The following is a 13802-nucleotide window of genomic DNA, read 5'->3' as shown; positions in this document are numbered from 1 at the left end:
GATGCCAGGCGGTTAACATTGACGGGGCATCCGCTTCTGCGCCAACGCACGGATCGCCCGAATGTCACCACGGGAAGACTTTCGCAGGTGAGCGCACAACATGCCGTGGCGGTCAGTTTGTTGTGGGGCCGGGCCGATCTTGAGGCTTTTTCCGATCAAGCGGTGCAAGATCCGCAACTGAAGGATTTGGCGTCAAAGCTATCTTTCGTAGATGATCTTTCCTTTACATTTGAAGCTGTTGAGGTTTGTCTTTCGCTGAATGACGGGCGCAAGCTTGTACGCAGGATTGATGCTGCCAAAGGCGGGTTGGATCATCCAATGACAGATGCCGATCTTGTCGTAAAATTTCGCGCGCAGATTGGCTGGCGTGGCATTGATCTGGATGCCGATGAGCTGATCACTTTTCTTGAAGCAATTGAAGATGCTGCCGATGGTGCAGCTTTTCTCGCAATGACACGAGACACTACGGACATGAATGGGAGAGCGACATGAGCCATACGAGCCTTGGGAAAATTGCCGATCCGATCTTTACATTGACCACAGGCCCGGTGGATGCCTATCCGGCAGTGCTGCGGGCACTGTCGCGACCTGTTCTGTATGATTACGATCCGGCATTTCTGGCATTCTACGAATCTGTGAATGCAAAGGTGCAGCGAGCTTTTCACACAAAAACGCCGCCAGTAATCCTTCAGGGGGAGCCTGTCTTGGGGCTGGAGGCTGCTGCCGCCTCGTTAATCACCAGAAACGACGTGGTGCTTAATCTTGTTTCAGGTGTTTATGGCAAAGGCTTTGGCTATTGGGCTGCACGTTACGCAAAGGAAGTCGTTGAACTTGCTGTGCCTTATAATGAAGTGCTTTCTGCTGATGCGGTCGCGGACCTTTTGAAGAAACGACCGGACGTTGCCATAGTTTCGATCTGTCATCATGATACGCCGTCCGGCACGGTTAATCCGGTTGCCGAGATCGGCGCAGTTGTAAGAGCCGCAGGCAAACTGTTCATTGTGGATTCCGTTTCGGCCTTTGGTGGAATGGATGTTCTGCCAGAGACATCATTTGCCGATATTTTTGTAACTGGCCCGAATAAATGTCTGGGTTGTCCACCCGGATTGACGCTGTTGCATGTGAGCGAAGCTGCATGGGAAAAAATGGCAGTTAATCCTGATGCACCGCGCGCATCAATCCTGTCCATTGTTGACTGGAGAGATGCGCATAGGGCGGACCGGCCATTTCCGTTCACCCCTTCGGTTTCCGAGATTAATGCACTTGATGCAGCACTTGATATTTATCTTGATGAAGGCGAGGAAAATGTCTGGGCGCGCCATGCACTTACTGCAAAAGCTTGTCGGGCAGGTGTGCAGGCAGCAGGGCTGAAACTCTGGGCTGCGCGGGAGGAGATTGCTTCGGCAACCTGCACGGCGGTTACAATTCCCGAAGGCATAGATGAAGCGAAGCTTCGCGCTTCAATTCGTGATGTCTATGGGGTTGTGTTTTCATCGGGTCGTGGTGAAACACTTGGAAAACTGACCCGGATCGGACACATGGGGCCGACTGCCCGCCCTCCTTATTCGCTTATATCCGTTGCGGCAATTGCCGGTGGCCTCAAGGCTGCAGGTGTAAAGGGTATTGATGTTGGTGCGGGGGTTTCTGCTGCAATGGCGGTCATAGAAGCGGCACAAAATTAAAGTTTTGCACGTTAAACGGGCATGGTCGAAAATCTGATGCTTTCAAAACAAGCAATTAGCGTAAAGTAATACGGTATTACCGGTCCCCATACACCAAAAAGGGGTATAAACTTATAGCTGTATCCATGAACGGGCGAACCCCGCCTATTGATTTTAAAGTGGTAAAAGCTGCGGCTCCCGTGCGGCACAGTGTTACGGAAAGCATCCGCAATTCGATCGCGGTGGGATATTTTACGGCGGGCCAGCGCATCACTGAGCGCGATTTGTGTGAGATGACGGGCGTCAGCCGTACGGCTGTACGCGAAGCACTGCGTCAGCTTGAAAGTGAAGGTCTTGTTGAAGTTGTTCCGCATCGCGGGCCGATTGTGGCACGTCTGAAGCCAGAGCAAGCCGAAGGCATCTATCAGGTTCGTGTAGAACTGGAAGGGCTGGCGTGCGAATTGTTTGCCCGTAATGCAACCGATGAGGACATTGAGGCGCTTAAAGCCGCTTTTGAAGTGCTCAAGCAAGGCGACAAAGTCACCGATCCGCTGGAACGCCTGCAAGCCAAGAATGCTTTTTATGACTGCCTGATTTTCGGCGCACATAATGAAGCGCTGGGCCATACGCTGTCATCGCTGAACGCGCGCGTCATGGTTTTGCGTGCGACATCGCTGAGTGCACCGGGCCGTACGCGTGAAAGTCTTGCGGAACTCGAAGAGGTGGTCGGCCATCTTGCGGCCAGACGAGGCAAGGAAGCCCGCAAAGCTGCGGCCTATCATGTGATGAATGCTGGTAAGGTGGCGATCGCCATTCTACGTGAGCGGATCGCAGAAGAAGGCTGACGCCGAATTGAGAGTGCATCCCGAAACATGTGCTACGGCTTTCGGGGTGCTGCGAGTTCTGCAAAGACTTCTATTCAGCATGTATGACGGGCGCGCCGTACAGTTAGATAAACCGCTGTTTCAGTTAGCTCTGACTCCATGACTAGGCGGAAAGCCATATTCTCAGCATGAACAATGGCTTATTTTCTTTATAATTCTTCATTTCATTTGGTAATTTTTCCAATCCTCATCGGAAATTTCCACAACGTTATTGCTATTTGATATAATGGTGTGCAGCCGACATTTTTCGGGCACATTTGTTGGTGAACAGCCGCGCTCCTTATCGCTACCATCCGGTGAAGCGCATGGGACGCCAACAAACAAAGGCTGGAGGCAACATGGACCAATCAGCAGATGCCGTGCATAAAGCAGCGGTCGGACATTTACCCGCATTTATAACTCCCCCGGGACAAACCGATGTGCTTTTGAACATCGTCATTATTTTCCTTATCTGCGTGGTATTCCTGACGGGTATTCTCTATCTGAGACTTCATGCTCTCCCTGAACATATTGCTCATCAGACGAATAAAATTCAGATTCAACTTGTTGCTGTATTGGGTTTGATAGCGCTCTTCACTCACAATCAGCTCTTCTGGATTGCAGCTCTTTTGCTGGCAATGACGGATCTTCCGGACTTTCTGTCGCCGGTAACCTCCATGGCAAGGTCTTTGCGTACCATTGCGCGGCGAGGGCTTCACCTGACAATTCCGCCCTCTGCACCAACAGCAACTGTTGGTGCCAGCGATAATGTTGCACCACAAGCGGTTTCAGGGGGCTCTCAGAGCGCTGCCACTTCAACAGCCACGCCTGACACGGGACTGTCTCTCGATCAGAACAAAGGGGAGCAGAAATAATGCTCGAATTCCTGCTTTGTTCAATGATCACCATATTTCCTGATTATCTTTTCCGCCGGTTCGGTCAGGGAAAGCGGATCGGACACGAGATCACGATCTATTCCATGTGGTTCGAACTCAGATGGGGGATCACGGCGTGCCTCATCCTTACGGTATCCCTGATCACGATGATTTTCTATTATCATCCGTCCACGTCCAACGTGACAGCTGCGTTTCGAACGGTCACGATCCTTCCGGAAATAGGTGGACGTGTTGATGAAGTGTATGTCTCGCGAAACCAGAAGGTGAAAGCTGGCGAACCGCTCTTCAAACTCGATGACAGCAAACAAAAGGCTGCGCTGGAAACAGCTCGTAAACGCATTGCGGAAATCGACGCCGAAATGGTTGTCGCCAAAACCGATCTTGTGGCTGCCGATGCCCGGATTAAGCAAGGTGAGATTGCGTTCGTTCAGGCACAGAACGATGTAAACACGCAACTTGAGCTGCAGCGCCGCAACTCAAACATTGTCGCCCGTAAGGATATTGAACGTCTCCAATCCATAGCCGATGGCAAAGGTAGCGAATTGGCAGCAGCAACCGCCAGCAAGCAGACGCTCGAAACCAAAATCACCTCATTGCTTCCAGCGCAGAGGGCAAGCATTGAGGCTGCAGCTACGGAGGCGGAAGTTGAACTGAATAAAACGATCGTGAAGGCCGGCGTTTCGGGAACCGTTCAACAATTCACCTTGCGGGCAGGTGAAGTCGTCAATCCGTTGCTCCGCCCGGCCGGCATATTGGTGCCGGAAACAGCAGGTCGAACGGCCCTTATCGCAGGCTTCGGGCAGATCGAAGCGCAAGTCATGAAGCCCGGTATGATTGCCGAAGCAACATGTATCGGTAAGCCATTCACGATTATTCCGATGGTCGTAACTGAAGTGCAGGATGTTATTGCAGGCGGGCAGGTGCGAGCCAGCGATCAACTGGTCGACATCCAGCAATTGGCAAAACCGGGAACAATCACAGTTACCCTGGAGCCTCTCTACGAAGGACAGCTTGCGGGCATTCCCCCCGGCAGTAGTTGTGTGGCCAACGCGTACACAAGCAATCATGAGGAATTGGAATCCGGTAAAGCGGGTACGCTGCGGTCTATATTCTTGCACGCCGTCGATGCAACCGGCCTCGTTCACGCCATGATCCTGCGAATACAAGCCGTGATGATGCCAGTGCAGACACTTGTCCTTTCTGGGCATTAGAGCGTGTTTTGATCTGATTGAATCAGATCTGCGCTCTAACTATTTGTTTGGAGCACATCTTATCCGAAAACCGTTTCACACTTTTCGGGATGCGCTCTAATATTTCCCAATACATCATGGAATAGGGGTCCGATTTAGGACCCCTATTTTTCCTCGGGCGTTAAACGCCACTGTCATATCCCCGGCGTTGCGCCACCGTCGTGGAACAATATGTCGGTTGCTTTTGCACAGGGGGTGAAGGCTGGGAACCCAGCTGTTGAAGTTCGTTATACGGTGATCGGACCGGCAGCTTATGCTGATGCTGCCGGCGGTAAGCGCGTGGCTGAAACCGTTATTGCCTCTGGCGCGGACATTATCTTCGGGCAGGGCAACGGTTCGAGTTTTGGCATGTTGCAGGCCGTTGAAACGACACCGGCCACCGATGGCGGGAAAGCCTATTTCATTGATGTTATCGGCGAAAAGACGTCGATTGATAAAGGCGATCTTCTTTCATCCGTTATCTGGGACCTGACGCCGGTTTACGCCGCTATGATCAAGGATTTGCATGAAGGATGTTGAGATGCAGGCGTCAGTGACAAACGCGGCCTTCCTCCGAATTCCAGTACAAAGCCATTTGTTGGGCTGCGTGGTATTACCAAGCGCTTTCCCGGCGCTATAGCCAATAACAATGTCAGCACAGATATTTGGCCGGGTGAAGTTCATGTTCTGCTTGGCGAAAACGGTGCCGGAAAATCTACATTGGTTGGTATGTTGTCGGGGCTTCAGCAGTCAGATAACGGCTGTATCGAAATTGATGGTTCAGCCGTCAATATAACGTCTCCCCGCCATGCCCTCGCATTAGGAATAGGCACGGTGTTTCAGCATTCGATGCTGGTGCCAAGCCTGACGGTCGTCGATAATTTCACCCTTGGTGGGGTATGGTGGCGTAAGCCGGATCGCAGCGGCATTGCAAAGTGTATCAATGAAACTGCAAGCCGCATCGGTCTGCGCGTTGATCCTTTTGCGCTGGTCTCCAGCCTTTCCCTAGGTGAGCGTCAGCAGGTCGAAATTTTGCGCGCTTTGATGCGTGGCAGCCGCTGTCTCATTCTCGATGAAGCGACCGCTATGCTGCCCCCCAACGAGGCCGTTTCTCTTGGAGAGTTAATGCGCCGACTGGTTGCCGAGGGGCTTGCGGTCATTTTCATCACGCATAAGCTCAACGAAGCACTTGCATATGGTGACAGGATTTCGATGTTACGCCTTGGTAAAAATGCCGGTGCTATCACCCCTGATGAACTCAATGCCAATAGTGATCAGCAGAATACGGCCAATATCATCCGTCTGATGTTTGGCCAGTCCGCAACGGACGATAGCGCCAGCGAGTATCGCGCCACCCGTGAGTTGGGTTCCGTGGTGCTGGAAGTTTCAAAGCTGAATTCAAATGCAGGACGTATTCCAGTTCGTGATGTTTCAATTGCGCTGAGATCGAAAGAAGTGCTCGGCATTGCCGGCATCGACGGCAACGGTCAGAAGGAGCTTGCGGAAGCCTTGGCCGGGCAGATGCCTTCCTCGGGAAGTGTGAAGCTGCATGGTGCCGAAATCGGTTCTCTTACAGTGGGAGAACGTCGCGCAGCGGGGCTGCGTTATGTGACTGACGACCGATTGGGCGAAGGTACTGTTGGCGCATTCGCCGTCGCGACTAATTTTTTGCTCAAGGATATTGGAGCCTCGCCTTTCTGAAAAAAAGGTATTGAAAAACCGCAGTCCATTCGTTTGCAGGCTCAGGAGCATGTGCGGAACTTTGATATTCGCACGCCGGATTTCCAGACACCCGTAGGAACATTGTCTGGGGGAAACATTCAGAAAGTTTTGTTGGCACATGAGCTGACCGGCTCAGCGGAGGCAGTTATTTTTGCAAAGCCAACTTACGGTCCCGATGTAAAAAATATTCGTGCCACCCGCCAGCGTATCAGCGATGCAGCGGACGCGGGCAAAGCAGTTTTGCTGATTTCAACAGACCTTGATGAACTGCTTGAGCTTGCTGATCGGGTTGCCCATCAGTGTTTGGGTCGGGCATGGGCAGCGGATATCGTTTGGCGAGATGGTAGCTTTCGCCTGGCAGAAGGACTGGTTCGTCCCAAAGAGGGGCAGTATGTTTTAGGCAAAGTGTCATACGGACATAATTTTATTGTGCATCTGGCAGGAGATGGATGAATTACGTCATCTGTTATATGCCCAAAGAAAATGTACTTCTTGGAATATTTACTCGGATAAAGGTCAGCCTTGTGGGGTGGTTATGATGCCTGCGAAACTCTGACGACGAATTATGCTCTGGTGCTGGGATTCAACCTCACCCCGGAGCTCACCGAGTGGGACTATGGCGCGGTTTTTCGCGGCATCGCCAAAGAACATTCTATCAGGCACTGTCTTTGAAGAGGACGCTTTGGTCGAAAAGATAGCGATGGGAAAGCGGCAGGCTCGCAGCGCCCATCGCTTTTCCATGAACGCCGACTTTCCCTTCGACAATCTCGGGTGCGGAAAGACCTTGCAGGTCGATGCGCGTAAGCTCGAGCTTCGTCGCTTCAACGATCCTGTGGCGGACATTTTCTGGCAGCCAGCCGTCAATAATTGCCGCTGGAAAATCAATCACGGCTGCGGCTGCAATCGCTGCATGGGCGAGGCCACGCGCGGCCAATGCGATCCATTCATCGAGCAAAATGCCGAAATCTGGCCAGCGTTCAGGCGAAAGCCAAAGGTCATCGGAAGAAATATTGCTCTCCTGCAACATGCGTTCGAGAACAAAGAGCGATGCGGTATCGATTAATTGCATGGTTTCGCGCGCGTCGTCTGTTCCACGCATGCGCATGGGCATCGAACCCAGAGCGCCAGCATTACCGGTTCGTCCGGGGTAGAGCGTGTTGTTCAAAACTACGCCGCCGCCAATGAATGACCCAATTGAGAAATAGACGAAATCGGTAAATTCAGGCCCACGTCCGAATGTCAGTTCCGCACCACAGGCCGCTGTTCCGTCATTCTGTAGGTAAACCGGAAATGGTAAGGCGGAGCCGAAATCGTTGATCAGATCGGCATCAAGCCAGGCATTCATATCGGCCGCAGGTGCACCGACTTCTTCCACCCAGTTCCAGAGCTCAAATGGAAGCGCAATGCCGAGCCCTGCAATACGTTCTCGTTTGTCTGCATCAAGTGCGGCAGTAAACGCTTTGATGCTATCAAAGGAGAACTTGTGGATTTGATCCGGCACAGGCCAGCGATAGGTGATGTGGCGACGTTGACGGATGTTGCCAAGAAAATCCATCAAGATGATCTCGGCGCTGCGGCGGCCGATCTTCAGACCAAACGAAAAGACGCCATCTGCAGCAAGCCGCATGGGCATTGAAGGTTGCCCAACACGCCCGCGTACGCGTTCGCCTTGTGTGATCAGGCCGTCTTTTTCCAGCTCGCGGATGATTACTGAAATGGTTTGTGCAGACAGCCCGGTCTTGCGGGCGATATCGGCACGGGCCATTGAACCATGTCGGCGCACCAGCGCAAGAACGAGGCGCTCGTTGTAAGCGCGCACACCGATCTGGTTAGAGCCACGATTGATGCTTGCTCCGGCTTGGGTGAATTGCGGCATGGCGGAACCTGCCACGGCGGGCCCGCCGTGTTGATCAGAACTACGTTCTGAAGTGTGTCTGGCCATGTCCTCTCCCAAGGTCCCGCATATTCTAGAGTGCGTTTCGATCTGATTGAATCAGATCGGCGCTCTAAGTGTTTGTTTTAAAGCGTATCTTTTCCGAAAGCTGCTTCACACTTTTCGGGACGCGCTCTAAAGAGTGATGTCACGCTTTAGTTTGACGCATGTCTTTCTTCCAAAACCGGCTCCCACCTATGGGATACATGCTCTGATATCGATTGGCCTACTCCATTCGACGAAGCAGAAAAAGCCCTCATTTGTAGAACATGTTAAATAGAAACATCAGCTTAGATGCCAGCGGCACCTGCAAGACAAATTGGCCAATCTCAATCTCTCACCTGAAGAGTGACACAGCAAATTAATAAATCAAGTGGATTTATTAATTGACTCTCTTACGAAGCCGTGTTTTGCTTTCGTTACGCCGGGGGAAGAGGAACCGGTTTCACTCTGGGAGGAAGTTTATGAAGAAGACAGTTCTCTCGGCAGCTGTTGCTGCCTTTACGCTTGGTGTCGCCGCTTCCGCAGTCGGTCCAGCCAATGCTGCTGATGTTGGTGCATGCCTGATCACCAAGACGGATACCAATCCATTTTTTGTTAAGATGAAGGAAGGCGCTATTGCCAAAGCCAAGGAACTTGGCGTCAATCTCAAAACCTATGCGGGCAAGATTGATGGCGATTCCGAAAGTCAGGTTGCTGCGATCGAAACCTGCATTGCAGATGGTGCCAAAGGTATTCTGATCACTGCTTCCGACACGAAGGGTATTGTACCATCGCTGCAAAAAGCGCGCGATGCTGGTGCACTTATCATTGCGCTTGATACACCTCTGGAGCCAGCCGATGCGGCTGATGCGACCTTTGCGACAGACAATTTCCTTGCGGGTGAGCTGGTGGGCAAGTGGGCCGCAGCAACGCTTGGCGATAAAGCCAAGGATGCGCGCGTTGCCTTCCTGAATCTTACCGCGTCTCAGCCGAGCGTGGATGTTCTGCGTGATCAGGGCTTTGATGTTGGCTTCGGCATTGATCCGAAGGACAAGACCAAGCTTGGCGATGAAGACGATCCACGCATCGTCGGCCGCGATCTGACCGATGGTAATGAAGAAGGTGGTCGTCGCGCCATGGAAAACCTTCTCCAGAAAGACCCGACCGTCAATGTCGTCCACACCATCAATGAACCGGCTGCTGCTGGCGCTTATGAAGCATTGAAGGCGGTGGGGCGTGAAAAAGACGTTCTGATCGTGTCGATCGACGGTGGTTGCCCTGGTGTCAAGAATGTTGAAGCCGGTGTGATTGGCGCAACATCGCAGCAATATCCGCTGCAGATGGCTGCTCTTGGCATCGAAGCGATCAAGAAATTCGCTGACACCGGCGAAAAGCCAAAGCCGACCGAAGGCAAGACCTTTGTCGATACGGGTGTGGCGCTGGTCACTGACAAGCCTGTTGCGGGTGTGGAGTCAATCGACACCAAAACTGCTCTTGGCAAATGCTGGGGCTAAAGCACATCCCGAAAGGTGGGAGCCGTCTTTAGGATACAATGTGCTTAAAACCAAAAAGTTAGAGCGTCCTTTGTGCATCCGAAAGGACGCACGGCGCTCTAACACCTGGACTGTTTATTTTACGCATTATCCGACGCAAAATCGCTTCGCATTTTTGCTGGAAATGCTTTCAGGAACCTTCGCATCCGGCATTTTCTGCCGGGTGCTCTTGCACAAGACAGCAGGAGACTGACATGAGCGAGCCAGAGGCGACCTCCGCCCCCGTAAAGCCATCGATGCAGGAGTATGAAAGCGCATTGTCGCGAAGTGCGAGTGATGTTGCATCATTTGATGATGGCGATCACTCGGTGCTCTATCGGCTCCGGCATTTTCTGCACCACAATCCTGCGGCTGTACCACTGATTGTGCTGGTGATTTCACTGTTGGTGTTTGGCATTACGTTGGGTGGGAAATTCTTTTCCGCCTTTGCGTTGACGCTCATTCTCCAGCAGGTTGCGATAACCGGTATTGTGGCGGCGGCACAAACTCTGGTGATCCTGACAGCCGGTATCGATCTTTCAGTTGGTGCCATTATGGTGCTGTCATCAGTCGTGATGGGACAATTTACCTTCCGCTATGGCCTGCCTGCGGAACTCTCAATTTTGTTCGGTTTTGCGACCGGTGCGCTGTGTGGCTTCATCAATGGTTTTTTGATTGCCTATGTTCGACTGCCCCCATTTATTGTCACTTTGGGCATGTGGCAGGTGATCCTCGCTACCAACTTCCTCTATTCGGCGAATGAAACCATTCGGGCGCAGGAAATTACCGCTGAAGCGCCCATCCTGCAGTTCTTTGGTGAAAGCATTCGTTTTGGCGGTGCGGTCTTTACCTATGGTGTTATCGCCATGGTTCTGCTGGTGCTGGTGCTTTGGTTTGTCCTGAACCACACCGCCTGGGGACGTCATGTCTATGCTATTGGTGATGATCCGGAAGCGGCACAGCTTGCGGGCGTGTCGGTCAAGCCGATCCTGATGTCAGTTTATGTTCTGGCCGGGCTTATCTGTGCACTTGCTGGCTGGGCAATGATCGGGCGGCTTGGTTCAGTCTCACCAACTTCGGGTCAGTTTGCCAATATTGAATCCATAACTGCCGTGGTGATTGGCGGAATATCGCTCTTTGGCGGGCGAGGCTCGATCCTTGGTACAATGTTTGGTGCTCTGATCGTGGGCGTTTTCTCGCTCGGATTGCGCCTTTGGGGCACAGATCCACAATGGACCTATCTCCTGATTGGCGTTCTTATTATCGCCGCCGTTGCGATTGACCAATGGATCAGAAAGGCTGCCGCATGAAACCCTCAGTTACGCCTGTTCTTTCCGCACGCGGTCTGGTTAAGCGTTACGGGCGCGTCACAGCCCTCGACCATGCCGATTTTGATCTCTATCCGGGAGAGGTTCTTGCCGTCATTGGCGACAATGGCGCGGGTAAATCTTCGCTCATCAAGGCACTGTCAGGTGCGGTTCGTCCCGACGAAGGCGAAATCAAGCTGGATGGAAAGCCGGTGAGCTTCCATTCGCCGATGGAAGCGCGCAATGCGGGCATTGAGACGGTTTATCAAAACCTTGCTCTTTCCCCGGCACTTTCCATTGCGGACAATCTCTTTCTTGGGCGTGAGATTCGCCGCAAAGGCCCGCTCGGCTCATGGCTGCGAATGCTTGATCGTGGTGCAATGGAAAAGATCGCCCGTGAGAAACTCTCGGAACTGGGGCTGATGACCATTCAGAACATCGGCCAGGCCGTGGAAACATTGTCGGGCGGACAGCGGCAAGGTGTTGCGGTCGCGCGTGCTGCAGCTTTCGGCTCCAAAGTTGTCATTATGGATGAACCGACGGCTGCGCTTGGTGTGAAGGAATCCCGCCGCGTTCTGGAGCTTATTCAGGACGTGAAGGCGCGTGGCATGCCTATAGTGCTGATTTCACATAACATGCCGCATGTGTTTGAAGTGGCCGACCGCATCCATATCCATCGTCTTGGCCGTCGTTTGACGGTGATCGATCCGAAAGAATATTCGATGTCGGATGCTGTGGCCCTGATGACGGGAGCGATGGCACCCCGCGCTGAGGCGGCCTGATCGCCCAGCACCACATCGAGCAATAGCTGTGTCTTCCGACCTAGTTCAAGGACGGAAGACACAATTCGTTTAAAGTCACAAAATATCGGTCGACTTGAACACGGAGTACTTACGGGATGCCCGGAAACTCGTTAGACATGGCGTATATTCTCCGGAGCGATGTTTCGGAGACGTGAAACCGTAACAAGGTTGGCCAATGTTTGAGTTTGATGACCCGCGATTTCGACCTTTATGGACTCGGGTATTGATCTCAGGGAGCTGTTTTGCCTGGACCGCATTCGAGATTTGGATGGGCAGTGTCGGCTGGGCCATGCTTTTTGGCGCACTGGGCCTTTGGTCGGCTTTTCGTTTCTTCGTAACTTTTGATCCCGACAAGAAAAAGCAGAGCTGAATAGCCGCGGGGCCTTTCGCGTGCCTGCGCTCAGTCGCGTTCCAAAACATATAAAACGGTTTGGGGAGTAAAATGTGCTTCAAGCAAATGGCCGGAGCGCTTCCGGCTTTAATGGAATCAGAAAAACGCTGTAAGTGCGCGTTATAGAGGCTTTATAGCACTCCATTTTCCGGAAGAGGGCTTTTGCGAGCATAGACAGTCGGCTCGCGTGGCACTTCGCAATGCCCAACGCATATGGGAGATGACATAGCTTATCTGTAATTAACATCATTTTAAAACATATTATCACATTTAAATCGTTATAATGTTATCCACATCATTGTGATGATATCAGAACGGTGTTACGTCCTCCGTGTCTCGGCCCACTATCGGGCGTGTCTTGAAGACATCTGCATGGAGATTGCCAGTAAATGAATTCCGTTTCCCCCACTTCCAACGTGCTGCAACTGTCTCTTCTTCGGGAGCAGGGCGAATGACGATGGCAGGAAATTTTGCACCGCTGGTTCTGGCTGGCGATAGTGACCGTGTCGATACGCAGGCTGCTGGCGAATATCTCGATACCTGGGCAGGTCAGGATGGCTTGCGTCTTGCAACGAGCAATGTAATCAAAGCCATTCTCGCAGGTTCAGGCCGTCTTGCCGGTCGCATCGCGCGCGGTTCTCTTCCCGGCGATCCGGGCAAACTGGTCGGCGTGAACAGCGATCAGGACCAGCAGAAGAGCATTGATGTTGGTTCGCACAATCTTTTCGTTGAGTTGCTGATTGCGGCTGGTGCCGCATCGGTTCTCTCCGAGGAAGCGGACCTTCCGGTTCCGGGTAAGGCTGATGGTCTGGTTGCCGTGGCAATCGACCCGCTCGATGGTTCCGGCAATGTTGGTCTTGGCGCGCCGCTTGGCACTATCTTTTCAATTTTCCCGGCAGATACGGCAGAGCCTTTCCTTCAGCCCGGCAATCGTCAGCTGGCAGCGGGTTATGTGTCGTTCGGTAATTCTATCGATCTCGCGTTCTCGGTTGGTGAAGGCGTGCTTTTTGCAACACTCGATCCGGTGGACGGTATTTTCCAGATCACCCGCAAGAACGTTATGCTTCCGGAGCGTACATCCGATCTCGCCTATAACGCATCCGTTTATCGTCATCTCTCGGCCGGCATGAAGGCTTATGTTGACGATTGCTACAACGGCAAGGATGGTCCGCGCGGGCGCAATTTCAATATGCGCTGGTTGGGTGCGGCTGTCGGCGACATGCATCGCATCATGCAGCGCGGCGGCATCTTCTTCTACGTGGACGATGCGCGTCCGGGCTATGAGAAAGGCCGTCTACGCCTCGTTTATGAAGCCAATCCGATTGCTTTCCTCAGCCAGCAGGCTGGTGGCAAGGCGACCAATGGTTCCACACCGATCCTCGATATCGTTCCCGAAACCTATCACGAGCGCAGCGCGCTGGTGTTCGGTGTTGCGGAAGAAGTCGACGTTCTTGGTGAGTATTACGCGCGTTCGCGCAACTAA

General features: G+C 52.6%; 14 protein-coding genes. 13 read left to right on the top strand and 1 reads right to left on the bottom strand.

Features of this window, described 5'->3' with window-relative positions; genetic code table 11:
* Window positions 1-18: 18 nt before the first annotated feature.
* The 8 genes from CEV33_RS11385 (at window position 19) to CEV33_RS11350 (ending at window position 6824) form a co-directional block, all read left to right on the top strand.
* Window positions 19-492 (top strand): MmgE/PrpD family protein, encoded by a 474-nt coding sequence (locus CEV33_RS11385; protein WP_167388148.1) that lies wholly within the window; start codon window positions 19-21, stop codon window positions 490-492.
* On the top strand, window positions 489-1682 hold the full coding sequence (gene ppaT / locus CEV33_RS11380) for a pyridoxamine--pyruvate transaminase (RefSeq protein WP_094540605.1): 1194 nt from the start codon (window positions 489-491) through the stop codon (window positions 1680-1682). Before CEV33_RS11385 ends, ppaT begins: the two co-directional genes overlap by 4 nt.
* A 158-nt stretch (window positions 1683-1840) precedes the next feature.
* Entirely contained in the window at window positions 1841-2506 is a 666-nt protein-coding gene (locus CEV33_RS11375; protein WP_208620188.1) for a GntR family transcriptional regulator, read from the top strand.
* Window positions 2507-2883: 377 nt separating this feature from the next.
* The gene (locus CEV33_RS11370) at window positions 2884-3399 is read left to right on the top strand and encodes a hypothetical protein (RefSeq protein ID WP_235818399.1); all 516 of its coding nucleotides are present in this window, start codon (window positions 2884-2886) and stop codon (window positions 3397-3399) included.
* Window positions 3399-4631: an HlyD family secretion protein gene (locus CEV33_RS11365; protein WP_094540601.1), complete on the top strand. Its 1233-nt coding sequence runs from the start codon at window positions 3399-3401 to the stop codon at window positions 4629-4631. Before CEV33_RS11370 ends, CEV33_RS11365 begins: the two co-directional genes overlap by 1 nt.
* Before the next feature lie 177 nt (window positions 4632-4808).
* Entirely contained in the window at window positions 4809-5189 is a 381-nt protein-coding gene (locus tag CEV33_RS11360; RefSeq protein ID WP_268875810.1) for a BMP family ABC transporter substrate-binding protein, read from the top strand.
* Between the two features lie 63 nt (window positions 5190-5252).
* Window positions 5253-6350, top strand: coding sequence for an ATP-binding cassette domain-containing protein (locus CEV33_RS11355; protein ID WP_094540600.1), 1098 nt, complete (start codon window positions 5253-5255; stop codon window positions 6348-6350).
* Between the two features lie 51 nt (window positions 6351-6401).
* Entirely contained in the window at window positions 6402-6824 is a 423-nt protein-coding gene (locus CEV33_RS11350) for a hypothetical protein (protein ID WP_141211585.1), read from the top strand.
* Window positions 6825-7026: 202 nt separating this feature from the next.
* On the opposite strand, the gene CEV33_RS11345 is transcribed toward CEV33_RS11350, so the two are convergent.
* A complete protein-coding gene (locus tag CEV33_RS11345; RefSeq protein ID WP_094540596.1) occupies window positions 7027-8313 on the bottom strand; it encodes an ROK family transcriptional regulator in 1287 nt (428 codons plus the stop codon).
* A 455-nt stretch (window positions 8314-8768) separates the two neighbouring features.
* On the opposite strand from CEV33_RS11345, the gene CEV33_RS11340 reads away from it, so the two are divergent.
* From CEV33_RS11340 to CEV33_RS11325, 5 genes are all read left to right on the top strand, one after another.
* Window positions 8769-9800, top strand: coding sequence for a substrate-binding domain-containing protein (locus CEV33_RS11340; RefSeq protein WP_094540594.1), 1032 nt, complete (start codon window positions 8769-8771; stop codon window positions 9798-9800).
* Window positions 9801-10033: 233 nt separating this feature from the next.
* On the top strand, window positions 10034-11128 hold the full coding sequence (locus tag CEV33_RS11335; protein WP_094540592.1) for an ABC transporter permease: 1095 nt from the start codon (window positions 10034-10036) through the stop codon (window positions 11126-11128).
* Entirely contained in the window at window positions 11125-11907 is a 783-nt protein-coding gene (locus CEV33_RS11330) for an ATP-binding cassette domain-containing protein (RefSeq protein WP_094540713.1), read from the top strand. The genes CEV33_RS11335 and CEV33_RS11330 overlap by 4 nt, the downstream gene beginning before the upstream one ends.
* A gap of 196 nt (window positions 11908-12103) precedes the next feature.
* The gene (locus tag CEV33_RS23730) at window positions 12104-12298 is read left to right on the top strand and encodes a hypothetical protein (protein WP_141211583.1); all 195 of its coding nucleotides are present in this window, start codon (window positions 12104-12106) and stop codon (window positions 12296-12298) included.
* Between the two features lie 472 nt (window positions 12299-12770).
* Complete coding sequence (locus CEV33_RS11325; protein ID WP_094540591.1) at window positions 12771-13802, top strand: class 1 fructose-bisphosphatase; 1032 nt, start codon at window positions 12771-12773, stop codon at window positions 13800-13802.

Origin of the sequence: Brucella grignonensis (genome assembly GCF_002252505.1) — a bacterium.
Taxonomy (GTDB): Bacteria; Pseudomonadota; Alphaproteobacteria; order Rhizobiales; family Rhizobiaceae; genus Brucella; species Brucella grignonensis.
Note: the sequence above shows the minus strand (reverse complement) of the source record. Positions and strands in the feature narration are given on the sequence as shown.